The organism is Curtobacterium sp. MCSS17_006 (genome assembly GCF_003234215.1).
GTDB classification, from domain to species: Bacteria; Actinomycetota; Actinomycetes; order Actinomycetales; family Microbacteriaceae; genus Curtobacterium; species Curtobacterium flaccumfaciens.
Window position 1 is genome coordinate 99005 of the sequence record NZ_QKSO01000005.1, and the last position, 14539, is coordinate 113543.

Here is a 14539-nt window from a genome sequence, read left to right on the forward strand (position 1 = left end):
AGCGGTCAGCCGCCGAACGCGTGGGTGGTGAGCAGCGCGGTGATGATGACACCGGCCGCAGCCAGTCCGACCGCACCGACCGTCACACCGAGGATCAGCGGCGTGCGCGACTCCTTCGGTTTGGCGGCGGCGAGCACGACCTGGCGGGTCGAGGTGTGGCTGGACACCGCGCGGCTGGCCCGGACCGGGCTGGCGTCGGTCTCGGGCTGCTCGTCCTGCTGCTCGAGCAGGCGGTCGACCTCGGCGCCGTCGATCGGCCGGTGCGACCCCGTCGACGACAGCGACGCCGGCAGGTCGATCGACCCGGTCAGGATCACCTCGCCCGTCGCGTTGAGTGCGCCGGTGGGGTCGGCCAGGGCCGAGTTCGGCAGGATGATCGCGTTCGTGTTCGTCACCGCGACGCGGCGGGTGCCGGTCTCGGCGTCGTGCACCTCGGCGTCGTTCGAGTCGTGCGCCTGCTGCGACCAGTGGCCGGCGGGCGGCGCGAAGGCCGTGGTCACCGGCTTCGGCTCGGTCGGACGCTGGAACGCGGCGGGGACCTTCGGGGCCTCGGTCGCGGGCTCGGGCAGCGGCACCTCGTTGGTGTCGTCGTCCTCGGCGTCGAGCGAGAGCGGGAACACCGCGGGGGTCGCTGCTGCGGCGTTCGTCGGGATCGGGACCGGCGTGACGGCGGGCTGCGACCCGGCAGCGGGAGCGGGAGCGTCGTCGGCAGACCGATCCGGAGCGTCCTCGGACGACTCGTCCGCCGGTGCGACGTCGGTCGTCTCGTCCGCAGGGGCGTCGGACGCGGGGACGTCGTCCGCCGGGGCGTCGGTCTCCGGCGCACCGGACTCCGGGACGTCGGTCGCGGACGCGTCGGACTCGGTGACGTCGGCGGGCGGCGACCACGTCGACCGGTGGCGGCGGGGCTCCTCGGCGTGCGCGGCGGCCTCGTCGAGGGGCTCGAGCGCGTCCGGGGACCCGTCGGCCTCGGTTGCCTGGGCGACCGCGGCCTGGTCGAGGACCGTCGGGGCAGCGGGCTGCTCGTCGTGCGCGGCCTCGGCGTCCGGAGCGCTCTGTGGCGCGGCGGAGGGGTCGATCGTGTCCACCGACCCGAGGACGTCCTCGACGGTGCGGTCGGACGACTGGGGCGTGGGGTTCTGCAGCGGGACCGGCAGGACCGCCTGGCGCTCGGCGGCACGGAGCTGCCGGATCTGCCGACGGGTGAGCCCACCGCTGCCGGGGACGATCTCGGTCGCGGAGGCCGGCGGGAACGGCGGCACACCGGCCGCGGGTGCCGACACCGGGACGGACGCGGCGGATCCGGGGTCGGTCTGCGCCGATGCCGGCGCGGACGACTGGGCGGGGCCACCGGGGGCCGGGGCGACGTGCGACCCCGGACGGCGACGGGACTCGGGGGTCTCGGCGGCGGGTGCGGCGACGGTCGGGGGCGGCGTCGCGGGCTGCGAACCGGCCGCGGCGGCACGCTCCCGCTCGCGCGCCTGGCGCCGCGACAGGGGCGGCTGCGCGTCGGACGAACTCATGCAACGCTCCGATACAGATGGTGCTTGGAGATGTACTGGACGACACCGTCGGGAACCAAGTACCAGACGGGGAACCCCCGTCGAACCCGGTCACGGCAATCCGTCGAGGATATGGCCAGTGCAGGGACTTCGAGCAAGCTTACGTCCCGCTCGGGCAATCCGGTGAGGCTCAAGGCGTGTCCCGGACGCGTCACGGCCACGAAGTGCGCGAGGTCCCAGAGCCCATCATGGTCTTTCCAGTCGACGATCTGCTGAACGGCGTCTGCGCCCGAGATGAAGACGAGCTGGGTATCCGGTCGCTGTTCGTGCAGGTCCCGCAGGGTGTCGACGGTGTACGTCGGCCCCGGGCGGTCGATGTCCACGCGGCTGACGGTGAACATCGGGTTCGACGCGGTGGCGATCACGGTCATCAGGTACCGGTGCTCGGCGTCGGTGACGTCGGACTTCATGTACGGCTGTCCGGTGGGGACGAAGACGACCTCGTCGAGGTCGAAGGCCCGCGCCACCTCGGACGCCGCGACCAGGTGCCCGTGGTGGATGGGGTCGAACGTGCCACCCATCACGCCGATGCGTGGCCGTCCGGTGGTCTCGAGCATCGAGTGGTCGGTCAGATCTTGGTGTGACCGAACTCGTCGACACCCGTCTCGTGGTGGCGGGTGGCCTCGAACTTCTGCGAGTGGCGGTAGGCCACGTCGCGGAAGCTCCAGGTCACGAAGCCGAGGAAGATGAAGAAGAGGGCGCCGACCATCGGGAACACGAACGCGGGCGCCCCGGAGGCGTGCTCAGCAGCTTCTGCGAGGAGGGTCATCGTTCGTGCTCCGTTCGGTCGGGGAAAGACGCCGTTCAGTCTAGCCGCGGATCTGCCCGGACCCGCGCACGATCCACTTCGTGCTCGTGAGCTCCGGCAGGCCCATCGGGCCGCGCGCGTGCAGCTTCTGCGTCGAGATGCCGACCTCGGCCCCGAAACCGAACTCGCCGCCGTCGGTGAACCGGGTCGAGGCGTTCACCATCACGACCGCCGAGTCGACGGTCGCCAGGAACCGTTCGGCGGTGTCGACGTCGTTCGTGACGATCGACTCCGTGTGGTGCGTCGACCACCGGGCGATGTGCGCCATCGCCGCGTCGACGTCGGGCACGACACGGATCGACAGGTCGAGGTCCATCGACTCGGTCGCCCAGTCGTCGTCGGTGGCGCGGAGCACCCCGGGCACGATCGCCCGCGTGGCGTCGTCGCCGCGCAGCGTCACACCGGACGCCCGCAGCCGGTCGGCCAGCACCGGCAGGAGCCGTTCGGCCGCGGCCTCGTGCACCAGGAGGGTCTCGAGGGCGTTGCACACGCTCGGCCGCTGCACCTTGCTGTTCAGGACGATGTCGACCGCACGCTGCTCGGGTGCGGACGCGTCGAGGAACACGTGCACGACGCCCGCGCCGGTCTCGATGACGGGCACCTGCGACTCGGTGACGACGGTCTGGATGAGCGCGGCGCTCCCCCGTGGGATCAGCACGTCGACCAGGCCACGTGCCCGCATGAGCTCGGTGGCACCGGCGCGGCCGAACTCGTCGATGGTCTGCACCAGGTCGCGGGGCAGGCCGACCGACTCGACCGCGTCCTGGATCCGGGCGACGAGCACGGCGTTCGTGTGCTGGGCCGCCGATCCGCCACGGAGCACGACGGCGTTGCCCGACTTGAGCGCGAGCGAGGCGATGTCGACGGTGACGTTCGGGCGTGCCTCGTAGATCGCTCCGACGACACCGAACGGCACGCGCACCTGGGTGAGCTGGAGTCCGTTCGGCAGCTGCGACCCGCGCACGTGCTCCCCCACGGGGTCGGTCAGCCCGACGACGTGCTCGACCGCGGCGGCGAGGGCCTCGATCCGGACGGGGTCGAGTCGCAGCCGGTCGAGCAGCCCGGACGAGAGTCCGCCGTCCTCGCCGGCGACGAGGTCGTCGTGGTTCGCGGCGACGATCTCGTCGGTCGCGGCACGCACCGCCGAGGCGATCGCACCGAGGGCGGCGTCCTTGACGGCGGTCGTCGCGGTCGCGAGCGCCGACGAGGCGGCCCGTGCCGCCACGAGCTTGTCGGTGAGGGTCGGGGCGGGCGCGATCGACGACATGGACCGATTGTAGGTCCGCCCCTCGGTTCGTGACGGGCGTGCCGGACGCTCGCCGTGCCTCCAGGCCCGGTCCGCCGCTCCGAGCGGGCACGACACGTCGTCACCCGCCTGCCGAGCGGTCACAGATCGTCGCTCCGTAACGCCCGCGCCGACGGTTCCCGACCACACGACCGCGTCCCGTCGGTGAGCCGTGACCGCCTGGAGGCCCGGCACCGGTCCCCGGGACCGGCGCCGGGCCTCCAGGCGGTCACGCCCACCCCGCCGGCCGGTCACGACACGTCGTCCCGCGCCGTGCGAGCGGTCACAGACCGTCGCTCCGCGACGCCTGCGCCGACGGTCTCCGACCAGTCGGCGCCGTGCCGACGGCGAGTCGTGACCACTCGCTGCCGCCGCTCCGGGGCGCGGCGCGGACTGCGTCAGGGACGCGGCGCGGCGTGGAACCAGGTACCGAGGTGTTCGCCCGCCAGCGCGCGGTCGACCAGCGCCGTGTCGGTCACGAGCACCGCGGTGCCCGCCTCGGCCGCGAGCCGCGCGGCGGCGACCTTGGTCCCCGCTCCCCCGGTGCCGACGCCGGCGGTGCCGATCGAGCCGAAGGTGACCCCGGCGAGCTCGTCGCCGAACGGCACCTCGTCGATGCGGGTCGCGCCGGGCTGCTCCGGGGGTGCCGTGTAGAGCGCCTCGACGTCGGACAGCAGCACGAGGGCATCGGCTCCGAGCAGCCGGGCCACCAGGGCCGCGAGCCGGTCGTTGTCGCCGAAGCGGATCTCGTGCGTGGCGACGGTGTCGTTCTCGTTCACGATCGGGAGCACGCGCAGGGCGAGCAACCGGTCGATGGCACGCTGGGCGTTCACCCGGTGCGTGGGGTTCTGCAGGTCACCGGCGGTGAGCAGGATCTGCGCCGCGACGACACCGTGCCGGTCGAGTTCCTTCTGGTACCGGAACATCAGGACGTTCTGCCCGGTGGCCGCCGCAGCCTGCTGGGTGGCGAGGTCGTCCGGTCGGCCCTCGAGCCCGAGGAACGGGAACCCGGTCGCGATCGCACCGGACGACACGAGCACGACCTCGGTCCCGCGGCCGTAGGCGGCGGCGAGGGCGTCCACCAGGGGGCCGATCTGGCCGGCGGCGTCGCCGCTGACCGAGGACGAGCCGACCTTGACCACGATCCGCCGCGCACGCGGGATGTCCTCGCGCCGTGTGACGGGTCCGAGGTCGGTGCGGGCGGTCGTGTCGGTCATGCCGCGGTCAGTCCTTCTGGTCGCTGGTCTCGACCTGGTCGGCGTCGGACCGGTCGGCGTCGAACTGGTCGCCGGTGCCGAGCTGGTCGCTGGTCACCACCTCGTCGTCCACCCAGAGCCCGGAGACGCGCTCCTGCTCGAGCTCGGCACGGGCGGCCGCCTTGGCGTCCATCCGCTCGAAGTACTCCTCGCGCCGCTCGTTGCGGGTCGGACGCGCCGTCGCACCGATGCGCGCGTCGGTGCCACGGGCGCTCGTGATGAGCTCCGCGGTCGACGTGAGCGTGGGCTCCCAGTCGAAGACCATGCCGCCGTCGCCACCGATGACGACGGTGGAGCCGGCGACGGCTCCGGCCTTGAACAGGCCGTCCTCGACGCCGAGCTTCGCGAGCCGGTCGGCCAGGTAGCCGATCGCCTCTTCGTTGGTGAAGTCGGTCTGCTGGACCCAGCGCTCCGGCTTGGCGCCGCGGACGCGGTAGAAGCGGTGCTCCTCGCCGCCCTCGGCGCGCACCGTGAAGGGCTTCTCGTTGACCGAGCGGGGGCGGAGCACGATGCGCTCCGGCACGGGCTCGGCAGCACGGGCGGCGCGGGCCTGCTCGACGATGTCGGCGAGGGCGAACGTCAGCTCACGGAGCCCCTTGCGGGACGCCGTGGAGATCGGGAAGACGCGGTAGCCGCGGCCCTCGAGCTCGGCGGTGACGAACTCGGCGAGCTCCTGCGCCTCGGGCACGTCGATCTTGTTCAGGGCGATGAGCTGCGGGCGCTCGAGCAGCGGCACCTGGCCCTCGGGGACCGGGTAGCGCTCGAGCTCGCCGAGGATGACGTCGAGGTCGCTGATCGGGTCGCGGCCCGGGTCGAGCGTGGCGCAGTCGATGACGTGGAGCAGCGCCTCGCACCGCTCGACGTGGCGCAGGAACTCGAGGCCGAGGCCCTTGCCCTCGGACGCGCCCTCGATCAGACCGGGGACGTCGGCGACGGTGAAGCGGGTGTCACCGGACTCGACGACGCCGAGGTTCGGGGTGAGGGTCGTGAACGGGTAGTCCGCGATCTTCGGCTTGGCGGCGGAGACGGCCGCGATCAGCGAGGACTTGCCGGCGCTCGGGAACCCGACGAGGGCCACGTCGGCGATGGTCTTCAGCTCGAGGCTGATGTCCCCAGCCCAGCCCTCGGTGCCGAGGAGCGCGAAGCCGGGGGCCTTGCGCTTCGTGGTGGAGAGCGCCGCGTTGCCGAGGCCGCCCTGTCCGCCCGGGGCCACGACGACGCGCATGCCGGGCTCGGTGAGGTCGGCGATGACCTCGCCGGACTCGTCGTACACCACGGTGCCGACGGGCATCGGGAGCTCGAGGACCTCGCCGCTCACACCGCTGCGGTGGTCACCCATGCCGGGCTGCCCGTTCTTCGACGAGCGGTGCGGGGAACGGTGGTAGCCGAGCAGCGTCGTCACCTGCGGGTCGGCCACGAGCACGATGTCACCGCCGTCACCGCCGTTGCCGCCGTCGGGCCCGGCGAGGGGCTTGAACTTCTCACGGCGGACCGACACGCAGCCGTTGCCGCCGTGCCCCGCGCTGAGGTGCAGGGTCACGCGGTCGACGAAGGTCGCCATGGGTCCACTCCAGGTGTTTCGTTGTGCCGACGGGACCGTCGGCGGGAAAAGCGAAGGAGGGGCGGGCACTCGGCCCGCCCCTCCAGCTGCAGTCGTTCGAACGACTACGCGTTGACGATGTTGATGACCTTGCGGCCACCCTTGGTGCCGAACTCGACCGAACCGGACGAGAGGGCGAACAGCGTGTCGTCGCCACCGCGGCCGACGTTGGCGCCCGGGTGGAAGTGCGTGCCGCGCTGGCGGACGATGATCTCGCCGGCGTTGACGACCTCGCCACCGAAGCGCTTCACGCCGAGGCGCTGAGCGTTCGAGTCACGACCGTTGCGAGTGGAACTCGCACCCTTCTTGTGTGCCATGAGTTGACTCCCTTACGCGATCTTGGTGATCTTGACGCGGGTCAGCTCAGCGCGGAAACCCTGGCGCTTCTTGTACCCGGTCTTGTTCTTGAACTTCTGGATGATGACCTTGGGACCACGGAGGTCGTCGAGCACCTCGGCGGTGACGGTCACGTTCGCGAGCTCGGAAGCCGCCGACGTGATCTTGTCACCGTCCACGAGGAGCACGGGGGCGAGGTCGATGTTGCCCTTGTCGTCCGCCTTGGCACGGTCGATGGTCAGGATGGTGCCGACCTCGACCTTCTCCTGACGGCCGCCGGCGCGCACTACTGCGTAAACCACGTGGAAATCCTTACGTAACTCTGCTTGAGGGAAGTCTCGGGTGCCCACTTCTGCACGAGCGGCTCCCGGAAGGCCGGGCCCGATCGGCGACGCAGGCAGAACGGCCCGCTGACACCAGGGACCGAGAATACTCGATCACCCTGGGTCCGGTCAAACGGCGACACCCGTACGATTGCACGGTGACCGTGTTGATCGACCCACCGACGTGGCCCGCCCACGACACACTGTGGTCGCACCTCGTCAGTGATGAATCCTACGCGGAACTCCACGCGTTCGCTGCGCGGGCCGGTGTGCCGCGCCGTGCGTTCGACCACGACCACTACGACGTCCCGCTCTCGCGGTACGACGAACTGGTGGCCGCTGGCGCCTCGGCCGTGACCGGACGCGAGCTCGTGCTGCGGTTGATCCGCAGTGGGCTGCGCGTGGCGCAGCGGGACAAGCGCGGTCTCTGACCGCGCGTCCGGACGGCCGGGAGGCGCGGCGTGCCTCCGCCCCGCCCCGGCGCCGCACACGGTGCGCCGCCGGCTCGCAGGGCCGCGCGAACGGTGCGAGGTTCCGGGTTCGGTGCGACGCGGAGACCGGCGCACCGAGTACGGAACCTCGCACGGCTCGAAGGGGGCGGCGTTGACGCGGCCGGGCCTCGCACCGTGCGAGGGGTCGCGAACGGGCTCAGCGGGGCGCGGGACCGCCCCAGGGGTTCGCCGGGGGCTGCTGCTGGTCTGGGCGTGGCCCGGCGCCGTACTGGCCGCCGTACTGGCCGTGTGGGTCGGGCTGCACGCGCCCCTGCCCGTACGGTGCCGGCGGCTGCTGCTGTGGCTGCTGCGGTGCCTGCGGCTGGATCGTCGAGGGCGGGACCGCGTCGGCGGGTCGGACGGTGCCCGGCATCCCCGGAGTCGTCGACGAGCCACGTCCGCGGCGCGGCCGACCGAGCCAGAGCCAAGCTGCCGTGGCGGTCGCCAGGAGCATCACGGTGAACGGCAGACCGTTCTGCAGCGGTCGCGTGAGCACGTCGATGACGAGCTGGGAGCCGCCGGCGGTGGCCGCTCCGAACGAGCCGGTGAAGACCCCGACGAGCATCAGGGCCACCGTGCCCGCGGCGCCGGCGAGGACCACGCGGAGCAGGAGCCTCGGCAGCGGGCTGCGGCGGTCGATCGGCGTCAGGAACGCCAGGGCCAGGAACGCACCGACGTAGTACGGGAACGGTGCCACGAAGACCCCGGTCGTGAAGCTGCCGAGCAGGCTCGTACCGGCGCCGTAGTGCCGGAACGGACTGACCACGAGCGAGGTGCCGAGCAGTCCGAAGAGCCCGGACACGAACTCGACGAGCACCAGGGCCACCACGGCGATGAGCGCACCGGCCGTGTTCGTCACCGAGGCGCCGGGCGCGAAGGCCCGGCGGGGGTCGGCCGGGGCACGGGGCGGCCGCGGCGGGGCGTACGGCGCGCCGGCACCGGGCTGACGCCCGTACTGCGGCACACCGCCCTGCTGCGGCGGCACCGGGCCGCCGGGCTGCTGGGCACCCGGGCCGGGCGGTGCGGGCTGGGACCAGCCCGCACCGTAGTACCCACGCTGCTGCTGCGGGTCGCCCGGGTTCGTCACGTCAGTTCCCCAGGATCACTGCGCCGTCGGAGCCGTCGGCGTCGTCGGTCGACTCCTCCGTCGGCGTGGCGGGAGCGCTGATGCTCGGCGACGAGACCCGGCGGGAGCGCGAGCGCCCCTGTCCGGGCTGCTTCGGCTCCGGGAGCGCCTGGAGCACCGAGTCGAGCAGGGACTCGGCGTCCGGGGCGACCGCGCGGGGCTCGCGCTTCGGTGCCGCGGCGATCGGGATGTCCAGGATCGCCACGGTGTTGTCGGTCGGCGTCACGGTGGCGCTCGAGCTCACGCGACGGCGGGCCGGGGCCTTCGCCTTCGGTGCGGCTGCGGGCTCGGTGACGGCCGGAGCGGCGACCTTCGGCGCGCGCGCCTCGGGCTCGACGATCACGGCGGGCTCAGCGGTGACCGACGACTCAGACGCGTCCGACTGCTCGGCAGCGGGTGCCTGGGGTGCATCGGTGGCCCGAGCGTCGGCAGCGGCCTGCTGGTCGCCGCTCTGCTGGTCTCCGGCGCGCTGGTCGCCGCTCTGCTGCTCTGCCCCGCGGCCGCCACGGCCACGGCGACGACGCTTCGAACCGGTCGGCTGCTCGCCACCCGTGCTGTCCGGGCCGGTCGACGCGTCGGCCGACGACGGTGCCGTGGCCTCCGTCGCGGTCACGGCAGCCGCTGCGGCCTCCTGCTCGTCGTGCGAGAGGGTCGAGGCCGCGATCCGCGACAGCGCGTTCTTCACGTCGTCGGTGATCTGGTGCGCCTGGCCGGAGGCACCGTTCGACGACCCCGAGGAACCGGAGTTCCCCTTGCCACCGTTGCCGTTGCCGTTGCCGTTGCCGTTGTCGGATCGGCCGTTCTCGTTGCCGTTCCCGCCGCGACCCTTGCGACGCCCCTTGCTCGGGCCCGGGTCGGCGTTGTTGTCGTTGACCTTGGCGTTGACCTCGTCGAGGGACTCGCGCAGGCCGACACCGATCTTCTTGCGGGTCATCTGCACGAGGCCGAGCGAGGTGATCTCGGCGACCTGGTGCTTCGTGCGGTCGCGGCTCAGGCACTCGACCAGGCGGCGGAGCACGAGGTCGCGGTTCTCCTCGAGCACCATGTCGATGAAGTCGACGACGATGATGCCGCCGATGTCGCGCAGGCGGAGCTGGCGGACGAGCTCCTCGGCGGCCTCGAGGTTGTTCTTCGTGACCGTCTCTTCGAGGTTGCCCCCGGAACCGACGAACTTGCCGGTGTTGACGTCGACGACCGTCATGGCCTCGGTGCGGTCGATGACGAGCGAACCACCGGAGGGCAGCCAGACCTTGCGGTCGAGGGCCTTGTCGATCTGCTCGTTGAGGCGGAACTCCTCGAAGGAGTCCGGGCCCTCGTAGCGGACGACGCGGTCCTTGAGGTCCGGGGCCACGGCCGACAGGTACTCGTCGATGGTGCCGCCGGCGGCCTCGCCGTCGATGATCAGCTTCGTGAAGTCCTCGTTGAACACGTCACGCACGATCTTGATGAGCAGGTCGGGCTCGGAGTGCAGCATGACCGGCGCGTGACCACCGGCGACCTTCTTCTGGATGGCCTCCCACTGGCTGGTCAGGCGCTGCACGTCGCGGGTGAGCTGCTCCTCGGTCGCGCCCTCGGCAGCGGTGCGCACGATGACGCCCGCGTGCTCCGGCAGGACTTCCTTGAGGATCTTCTTCAGTCGGGCACGCTCAGTGTCCGGCAGCTTGCGTGAGATCCCGTTCATCGAGCCGTTCGGCACGTAGACCAGGTAGCGACCCGGCAGCGAGATCTGGCTGGTGAGGCGGGCGCCCTTGTGGCCGACCGGGTCCTTCGTGACCTGCACGAGGACCTTGTCGCCCGGCTTGAGCGCTGCTTCGATGCGGCGACCGTGGTTGCCGGTCTCGACGGAGTTCCAGTCGACCTCACCGGCGTAGAGCACGGCGTTCCGGCCGCGCCCGATGTCGACGAACGCCGCCTCCATCGAGGGCAGGACGTTCTGCACCTTGCCGAGGTAGACGTTGCCGATGAGCGACACGTTCTCGGACTTGGTGATGTAGTGCTCGGCGAGGATGCCGTCCTCGAGCACGCCGATCTCGATCGTCGACGAGCTGGAGCGGACGATCATCTGGCGGTCGACGCTCTCGCGGCGGGCGAGGAACTCGTCCTCGCTGACCACCTGACGGCGGCGTCCGGCATCGCGGCCGTCACGACGTCGCTGCTTCTTCGCCTCGAGCCGGGTCGAGCCCTTGATGCGCTGCGGCTCGGTGATGAGCTCCGGCTCGCGGCGGCGCGGCTCCTGGTGGTCGCGCGGCTCGCGGGCCTCGCGGTCGGCGCTCGAACCACGGCGACGCGAGCGACGGCGCGAGCCGCCCTGGTCGTCGCGGTCGTCACGGTCGCGATCGCGGTCGAAGCGGTCCTCGCGGTCGTAGCGGTCGTCCTCGTCGCGGTCACGGTCGCGGTCGCGGTCACGCTCGAACCGGGGCGCGCGCTGCGGCAGCTCCGGCAGCACCGGCGCGTGGAAGATCAGGCTGAGCGTGCTCGTGGCCTTCGGCACGAACGGCTCGTCGGCGGGTGCGGCGTCGCCGCTCACCTCGGCCGTCGGTGCGGCGTCGGCCGGACGGGAGGCGCGGTCCGCGTCCGCCCCGTCGGTCGCGGTGGCCGACCGGTCGCCCGTCACGACCGGCAGGTCGCCGGTCAGCGTGCTCACGTCGTGCGGCTCGGCACCGCTGTCGGCGACCGCCTCGACCGCGACGGAGACCGCCCCGGTGTCGGTCGGCTCGACGGGCGACGCCGGCGATGCCGGGGAGTCGGGCGAGTCCGGCGAACCGGGAGAGTCCGGCGAACCGGCCGACGCGACGCTGGCCGCGGGACGGGCGTCAGCGCCGCCCGTCAGCGCGAGGGTCTCGTCGGCGTGGGGTGCCTGCTCGGCGCCCCCACGGGCCTCCTGGCCGGACGACCGGGCGCGGCGACCGCCGAACAGGCGGCTCCGGCGCTTCGGCGCGTTCTCGTCGTTGGTCGTGTTGTCGTTGTTCTGCTCCACCATGGACTGGTGCACTCCTCGGCCCCACTCGCACCCTTTCGGGTGGCGGGAATTCTGTGTCGTGGCGGGCGGCGTCGACGCCCCCGCGCTCGCTGTCTCGTGATCGGTCCGCGTCAACTTCTCGTTGCGTCCGCGCCCGTTCCGGTCCGGGCACCCGGCCCGTTCCGGCTCGGCATCGGAGTGACGCTGCCCGACCACAGTGCGCTCTCACCGCACCGGATCGTCCGGGTTCGGCCCGGTGGGGCGTCACTCGGAAAGCTCTCTTCGGTGTGCGGTTGGCCGCACGACCTCCAGGCATTATCGCATGCCGCACCCGGAAAGCACCGGAACCCGCATGCGATGATGACCGCGTGACCGCGTCTGCACCTGCCCCCCGTCGTCCGATCGCGATGGCGGTCTTCCTGCTCGTCACCGGGATCGTCGGCCTGTTCGGCTCGTTCCGGCTCGTCCTCGACGAGTTCACGAAGTACGAGAACCCGAAGGCCGTCCTGAGCTGTGACGTGAACCCGTTCATCAACTGCTCCGACGTGATGGCCAGCTGGCAGGGGCACCTGTTCGGGTTCCCGAACCCGCTGCTCGGCGTCATGGGGTTCGTCGCCCCGATCGCCGTCGCCGTGCTGCTGCTCGCCGGGTTCCGGAACGGTTCGCGCTGGTTCTGGATCGTCTTCAACGCCGGGGTCTTCCTGGCGTGGGTGTTCGTGACCTGGCTGTTCACGCAGACCGTGTTCGTCATCGGCGCGCTGTGCCCGTGGTGCATGCTCGTCTGGTCGATGACGATCCCGATGTTCTGGGTGTTCACGATCTGGAACGCCGCCCAGGGTCGCTTCGGCGCCGGGGCACAGCGTGTCGGGCGGTCGCTCCTGCCCTTCAGCTGGGCGTTCGTGCTGGCGAACTACCTGGTCATCATCGTCACGATCATCATCAAGTTCCCCGCGGTCCTCACCAGCTTCTGAGCCGTCCCCGCTGCCCCTACGCTCGGGATCGATGAGCGAGCACGAGAGCAGCAGGGCGCGCCGCGACGCCGCACGGGAACGCGCGCGAGCGGCACGGGCGGCAGAGCAGTCTCGACGCCGGCGCCTCCGCACACTCGGCATCAGCGGGATCATCGTCGCGGGCCTCGCGGTGGTCGCGGTGGTCGTCCTGGTCATCGCGAACTCCGTGCAGCCCGCCGGGCCGGGTCCACGGAACACGGCGAGCGACGGCGTCCTGCTCACCGGGGTGCGCGGCAGGATCGTGCCCGTCGAGACGCGAGCGGTGCCCGACGGCGGGACCCCGACGCCGACCGAGCAGGACGGCTCGAAGACCGCGATCACGATCTACGCGGACTACATGTGCCCGTACTGCAACCAGTTCGAGACGGCCCAGATGCCCCGGATCCGGCAGTGGGTGGAGGACGGAACCGCCACCCTCGAGCTGCACCCGCTCGGGCTGCTCGACCGCGTGTCGCTCGGATCGCGGTACTCCACCCGCTCGGCCGCGGCTGCCGCGTGCGTCGCGGACCACGACCCGGGCGCGTTCCTGGCCTTCAACAGCTCGCTCTACGACCACCAGCCCTCGGAGAGCACGCGCGGACTCACGAACGACGAGCTGGCGTCCCTCGCGCACGAGGCCGGGGCGACGGACCCGGCCGTGACACCGTGCATCACCCGGCAGGACTTCGCCGGGTGGGTCGCCGACGCCACGAACCGGGCGATGAACGACCCGGTGCCGAACTCGTCGCTCGACGGGATCACGAGCACGCCGACGATCATCGTCGACGGCGAGCAGTACAACGCGGACGGTGCAGCGTCCCTCGCCGACGTCGACGCGTTCGCGGCCTTCGTCCGGCAGCACGGCGGGACGTCCTAGCCCCCCTCACGACGAACGGCCCCCGCTCCCGGATGGGAGCGAGGGCCGTCGGTCGTTCGGGGAGTGCTACTTCGCCGCGGCGTCGATCGCGGTGATGACGGTGCTCAGGTCGTCCAGGCGCTTGCCGTCGACGACGATCGTCGGCGTGCCGAAGCCCTGCGTGCCCGCCAGCGCCTCGTTCGTGGTGACGGCCTGCGTCGACTTCGTCACCCAGCCCTTGAACTGCTCGGACGACAGGCACTGGGACAGGTCCGAACCGGTCGCGCCGCCCGCCTTGACGAGCTTCGCGATCTCGGAGTTGGTCAGGCCCTTGGTGCCCTCGGCCGGCTGGTTCTCGAAGAACTGCGTCTGCACGTCGAGGAACTTGTCCGGCGCGTAGTTCGCCACGCACATGGCGGCGTTCGCGGCACGGCTCGCGTAGCGGGAGCCCGCGTAGCTGCGGTCCAGGATCGACACCGGCTGGATCGCCAGGGTCGCGTCGCCCGACTTCACCTTGTCGAGGATCTGGTCGGAGTAGGCCGCCTCGAACTGCTTGCAGACCGGGCATGCCCAGTCGACGTACTCGGTGACCGTCACGGCACCGTCGCTGTTCGCCGTCGGGACCGGCGAGGCCGAGCCCGTCGCGGACACGGCCGGCGTGGTCACCGGGGTGACCTTGCCGTCCTGGCCGGTGAACTGGATAGCGCCGGTGGCCATGTTCTTCGGCCCGGCTGCGGACACCACGGGCGCGTTGTTCACGTTCACCACGACGATCGCGATGATCGCGGCGATCGCCACGATGCCCAGGCCGATGCCGCCCTGCAGGAACCACTTGTTGCGGCGCTTGCGGCGCTTCTCGGCGTCGGCGCGCTGGCGTGCGACCTCTCGGGCGTGCTGACGCCGCTCGTTCTTGGTGGGTCGGTCGTTGTTCGTCACGTCGTCCCCGTC

14 protein-coding genes are annotated in these 14539 nt (G+C 71.8%); 3 read left to right on the forward strand and 11 right to left on the reverse strand.

Annotation, left to right across the window (positions count from 1 at the left end; genetic code table 11):
- Nucleotides 1–5: 5 nt before the first annotated feature.
- From DEJ21_RS06810 to rplU, 8 genes are all read right to left on the reverse strand, one after another.
- Nucleotides 6–1523 (reverse strand): hypothetical protein, encoded by a 1518-nt coding sequence (locus DEJ21_RS06810; RefSeq protein WP_111224118.1) that lies wholly within the window; start codon nucleotides 1521–1523, stop codon nucleotides 6–8.
- Nucleotides 1520–2119, reverse strand: coding sequence for a nicotinate-nucleotide adenylyltransferase (gene nadD / locus DEJ21_RS06815; protein ID WP_111109709.1), 600 nt, complete (start codon nucleotides 2117–2119; stop codon nucleotides 1520–1522). The genes DEJ21_RS06810 and nadD overlap by 4 nt, the downstream gene beginning before the upstream one ends.
- An 11-nt stretch (nucleotides 2120–2130) precedes the next feature.
- Complete coding sequence (locus tag DEJ21_RS06820; protein WP_035807661.1) at nucleotides 2131–2331, reverse strand: hypothetical protein; 201 nt, start codon at nucleotides 2329–2331, stop codon at nucleotides 2131–2133.
- A 40-nt stretch (nucleotides 2332–2371) separates the two neighbouring features.
- Nucleotides 2372–3637 (reverse strand): glutamate-5-semialdehyde dehydrogenase, encoded by a 1266-nt coding sequence (locus tag DEJ21_RS06825; RefSeq protein WP_111024155.1) that lies wholly within the window; start codon nucleotides 3635–3637, stop codon nucleotides 2372–2374.
- A 416-nt stretch (nucleotides 3638–4053) separates the two neighbouring features.
- Nucleotides 4054–4872: a glutamate 5-kinase gene (proB, locus tag DEJ21_RS06835; RefSeq protein ID WP_217499638.1), complete on the reverse strand. Its 819-nt coding sequence runs from the start codon at nucleotides 4870–4872 to the stop codon at nucleotides 4054–4056.
- A 7-nt stretch (nucleotides 4873–4879) separates the two neighbouring features.
- On the reverse strand, nucleotides 4880–6472 hold the full coding sequence (obgE, locus tag DEJ21_RS06840; protein WP_111224119.1) for a GTPase ObgE: 1593 nt from the start codon (nucleotides 6470–6472) through the stop codon (nucleotides 4880–4882).
- 104 nt (nucleotides 6473–6576) lie between these two features.
- Nucleotides 6577–6828, reverse strand: a complete 252-nt coding sequence (gene rpmA / locus DEJ21_RS06845) for a 50S ribosomal protein L27 (RefSeq protein WP_017885976.1) — start codon at nucleotides 6826–6828, stop codon at nucleotides 6577–6579.
- Between the two features lie 12 nt (nucleotides 6829–6840).
- Nucleotides 6841–7149: a 50S ribosomal protein L21 gene (gene rplU / locus DEJ21_RS06850; protein WP_027464715.1), complete on the reverse strand. Its 309-nt coding sequence runs from the start codon at nucleotides 7147–7149 to the stop codon at nucleotides 6841–6843.
- 179 nt (nucleotides 7150–7328) lie between these two features.
- Between rplU and DEJ21_RS06855 the strand changes: the two genes are divergently transcribed.
- On the forward strand, nucleotides 7329–7601 hold the full coding sequence (locus DEJ21_RS06855) for a DUF4031 domain-containing protein (RefSeq protein ID WP_071405560.1): 273 nt from the start codon (nucleotides 7329–7331) through the stop codon (nucleotides 7599–7601).
- Between the two features lie 217 nt (nucleotides 7602–7818).
- On the opposite strand, the gene DEJ21_RS06860 is transcribed toward DEJ21_RS06855, so the two are convergent.
- Complete coding sequence (locus DEJ21_RS06860; RefSeq protein WP_111047644.1) at nucleotides 7819–8748, reverse strand: hypothetical protein; 930 nt, start codon at nucleotides 8746–8748, stop codon at nucleotides 7819–7821.
- A 1-nt stretch (nucleotide 8749) separates the two neighbouring features.
- The gene (locus tag DEJ21_RS06870; protein WP_181435808.1) at nucleotides 8750–11767 is read right to left on the reverse strand and encodes an Rne/Rng family ribonuclease; all 3018 of its coding nucleotides are present in this window, start codon (nucleotides 11765–11767) and stop codon (nucleotides 8750–8752) included.
- Nucleotides 11768–12114: 347 nt separating this feature from the next.
- Between DEJ21_RS06870 and DEJ21_RS06875 the strand changes: the two genes are divergently transcribed.
- Entirely contained in the window at nucleotides 12115–12717 is a 603-nt protein-coding gene (locus tag DEJ21_RS06875) for a vitamin K epoxide reductase family protein (RefSeq protein WP_164941242.1), read from the forward strand.
- 31 nt (nucleotides 12718–12748) lie between these two features.
- Complete coding sequence (locus tag DEJ21_RS06880; protein ID WP_111224121.1) at nucleotides 12749–13612, forward strand: thioredoxin domain-containing protein; 864 nt, start codon at nucleotides 12749–12751, stop codon at nucleotides 13610–13612.
- 66 nt (nucleotides 13613–13678) lie between these two features.
- Here the strand turns inward: DEJ21_RS06880 and DEJ21_RS06885 are convergent, their stop codons facing one another.
- Entirely contained in the window at nucleotides 13679–14527 is an 849-nt protein-coding gene (locus tag DEJ21_RS06885) for a thioredoxin domain-containing protein (protein WP_071405555.1), read from the reverse strand.
- Nucleotides 14528–14539 lie beyond the last annotated feature (12 nt).

Bases quoted from the DNA above. Each gene is read 5' to 3' on its own strand.
- proB (WP_217499638.1), bottom strand. From the start codon at position 4,872: ATGACCGACACGACCGCCCGCACCGACCTCGGACCCGTCACACGGCGC.
- DEJ21_RS06810 (WP_111224118.1), bottom strand. From the start codon at position 1,523: ATGAGTTCGTCCGACGCGCAGCCGCCCCTGTCGCGGCGCCAGGCGCGC.
- rpmA (WP_017885976.1), bottom strand. From the start codon at position 6,828: ATGGCACACAAGAAGGGTGCGAGTTCCACTCGCAACGGTCGTGACTCG.
- DEJ21_RS06870 (WP_181435808.1), bottom strand. From the start codon at position 11,767: ATGGTGGAGCAGAACAACGACAACACGACCAACGACGAGAACGCGCCG.
- obgE (WP_111224119.1), bottom strand. From the start codon at position 6,472: ATGGCGACCTTCGTCGACCGCGTGACCCTGCACCTCAGCGCGGGGCAC.
- DEJ21_RS06825 (WP_111024155.1), bottom strand. From the start codon at position 3,637: ATGTCGTCGATCGCGCCCGCCCCGACCCTCACCGACAAGCTCGTGGCG.
- nadD (WP_111109709.1), bottom strand. From the start codon at position 2,119: ATGCTCGAGACCACCGGACGGCCACGCATCGGCGTGATGGGTGGCACG.
- DEJ21_RS06820 (WP_035807661.1), bottom strand. From the start codon at position 2,331: ATGACCCTCCTCGCAGAAGCTGCTGAGCACGCCTCCGGGGCGCCCGCG.
- DEJ21_RS06880 (WP_111224121.1), top strand. From the start codon at position 12,749: ATGAGCGAGCACGAGAGCAGCAGGGCGCGCCGCGACGCCGCACGGGAA.